The sequence below is a fragment of the uncultured Planktosalinus sp. genome (genome assembly GCF_963973675.1).
GTDB lineage: Bacteria > Bacteroidota > Bacteroidia > Flavobacteriales > Flavobacteriaceae > Planktosalinus.
This window is the reverse complement of the sequence record NZ_CAXBAN010000368.1, coordinates 1-2,655: the sequence shown is the minus strand read 5'-3', so window position 1 is coordinate 2,655 and position 2,655 is coordinate 1. Positions and strand designations below refer to the sequence as shown.

The window sequence follows — 2,655 nt, the reverse complement described above, 5'->3', positions numbered from 1 at the left end:
CCTGATACTCAAAAACTCTAGATAAGTAAGTCATTACTAATCCGGTAATCGTTGAAATAGGGCTGTATAAAATAAAAAACGCAATCAATCCAATGTGAAACGATGGTGTTTCAACACCCAGTGCTTGAGAGAGTAGGGGGCTGTCAATAAATATAGATAGTAGCCAAAGTGTTAGACCTGTCAATACAATGCTTGAAAAAAGATTGACAATGATATGATTTCGTTTGTAATGGCCCACCTCATGAGCCAAAACAGCCACGATTTCATCTTCATTAAGGTCTTTTATTAGGGTGTCGTATAAAGTAATTCTTTTTTCTTTTCCAAAACCTGAAAAGTAAGCGTTGGCTTTAGTACTTCTTTTTGAGCTATCAATTACAAAAATGTTATCGAGTTTGAATCCGACATTTTTTGCGTACTCCTCAATTTTATTTCGCAGACTTCCATCTTCTAATGGTGACTGTTTGTTAAACAAAGGCACGATGAGTCTGGCATAAAACATATTCATGAAAACGGAAAAAACAGTAATTATTAACCAGCCGTATAGCCAAAAATTTGGACCTGTGGTTTCATAAAACCAAATTATAAGAGCTAATATACCACCACCAAGAACAGCAGTAAGTAGCCAGCCCTTTATTTTATCTATAAAAAACAGTTTTTTAGTACTCTTATTAAACCCAAATTGCTCTTCTATCACAAAAGTGTCAAAATATGAAAAGGGTGTTGAGATTAGATCGGAAGCAAAAAAAAGTATCCCAAAAAAGAGTAAAGCGACCACTATGTTGTTGCTGGAAAACTCTCTTGCAACAGCATCTACAAAAGCAAATCCATCTAAAAAGAAAAATAGCATAGTAATGATAAACATCACTGTTGAGCTCAGTAATCCAAATTTGTAGTTTACCTTTTTATAGTCTTGTGATTTTTCATATTCTTTTTCATCATAAACATCTTTTAATTCATCAGGGATCGGTTTGTCAAAGTTTTTTGCATTGAGATGGCTCAACCATTTATCAGTTATAAAGCTGATTGTCAGCAAGCCAATTAGGATATAAAAAAGAGTGTTTGGTTCCATAGAAAGAAAGTGATCGTGCCAATTTTAAATTGGAAAATTTAATACTATTTAAATTTGAAGTTACTTGTTATTGCGTTGTCGTTTAGCTTCAAAGATAATAATTGCAGCGGCAACAGACACATTCATTGAGTCTATTTCTCCTTCCATCGGGATAATGATGTTTTGAGTTGCATTTTCTAGCCAGGCATCACTTAACCCTGTTGACTCTGTTCCCACTACAATAGCTGCAGCCGAATTGAAATTGACTTCAATATAATTTTTGCTGGCCTGTAATGCGGCACAATAATAACTGATTTTATTTTCATTTAAAAAAGCTATTATTTCAGAAGTAGAACCAGTAGCAACCTGATTTGTAAACAGACAACCCACACTGCTTCTGATTACGTTAGGGTTGTATAAGTCTGTTTTTAAGTTAGCAATGAATACTGCATCGAGGTTTGCGGCATCTGCAGTTCGTAAAATGGCACCTATATTTCCAGGTTTTTCAGGGGCTTCAGCTACTAGAATTAGTGGTGTCTCAGTTTTAAATTTTATTTCGTTTAGCGAATGTGTTTTGGCTTTTACGATGGCAATAATTCCTTCTGTACTTTCACGATATGCAATTTTTTTATACAATTCCATGGGTACTTCAATACGATCAATGGGTTGATTGATTAAATGCATTAAAACACTTTCAGAATATATTTCTTTACAGTAAAAAAGTGATACAATTTCATAACCTGCTTTGACAGCCAGAGATATTTCACGTTCACCTTCAACAACAAAGAGCCCTGATTTTTTACGCTCCCGTGATTTTTCCTGAAGGAGTAAAAGTTGTTTGATTAATGGGTTTTGTATACTGCTTATATATTTTTGCATAACTCAAAGATATTTCTTTTTTATAAAACTAAAAGGCAGAGAATACTCTTTATCTTTTAGAGTTTAGTTATCTTTATTGTTCAATTAATTTTCAACCTACTATGAATATAAAAATTTGTTTTTTGATTGCTTTGTTTTCTTTTATTTCCTGTCAAGATAATAAAACGGAACCAGAGTATAATCAACAAAATATGAACAAAAATAATACTGAACCCCTTTCTGAGTTCGATAAAATTATTAAGAACTATGGAGGTAAAGAGGAATGGAAAACAGTTAACACTTTACAGTTTTCTTGTAGCTTTCCTTTTGAGAAATCAATATACAAAGTTGATTTGCCAACTAAAAGAATGCAAATTGAAAACAACAGTTTTAATGCTGCCTTTGACGGCAATAGTTTATGGCTTCAAGATAGCGACAATTTAATTAATCAACAGGTGTTTAAAAGACAATTTGATCTGGCTTTTTATATAGTTGCCGGACCGTTTGCGTTTTTGGAGGAAGGAACCCTTTTCACTCAGCGTCTTGATGAAGAACTTATGCGAAAAAACTATGGAGTGATTCACATTGGATTTGGCAGAGGTTCAGGCAAATCGCCTGATGATGAATTTGTACTCTATTATGATAAAGAAACATACAGAATTACCTGGTTGGGTTATACTGTGGTTAATTATGAAAGGTATAAGTCAAAACGCTGGGAGTTTATTAAATTTACTTCGTTTGAGGAAGTT

General features: G+C 33.4%; 3 protein-coding genes. 1 reads left to right on the top strand and 2 read right to left on the bottom strand.

The window, feature by feature from the left end; translation table 11 throughout:
* A partial coding sequence (locus AACY61_RS12110; protein ID WP_339611833.1) for a M48 family metallopeptidase occupies positions 1-1,069 on the bottom strand: 1,069 nt, incomplete at its 3' end.
* A gap of 60 nt (positions 1,070-1,129) precedes the next feature.
* Positions 1,130-1,927: an RNA methyltransferase gene (locus tag AACY61_RS12105; RefSeq protein ID WP_339611832.1), complete on the bottom strand. Its 798-nt coding sequence runs from the start codon at positions 1,925-1,927 to the stop codon at positions 1,130-1,132.
* A gap of 191 nt (positions 1,928-2,118) precedes the next feature.
* On the opposite strand from AACY61_RS12105, the gene AACY61_RS12100 reads away from it, so the two are divergent.
* A partial coding sequence (locus AACY61_RS12100; protein ID WP_339611831.1) for a hypothetical protein occupies positions 2,119-2,655 on the top strand: 537 nt, incomplete at its 3' end.

Excerpts from the sequence above, each read along its gene's own strand:
- AACY61_RS12105 (WP_339611832.1), bottom strand. The coding sequence starts at position 1,927 with ATGCAAAAATATATAAGCAGTATACAAAACCCATTAATCAAACAACTT.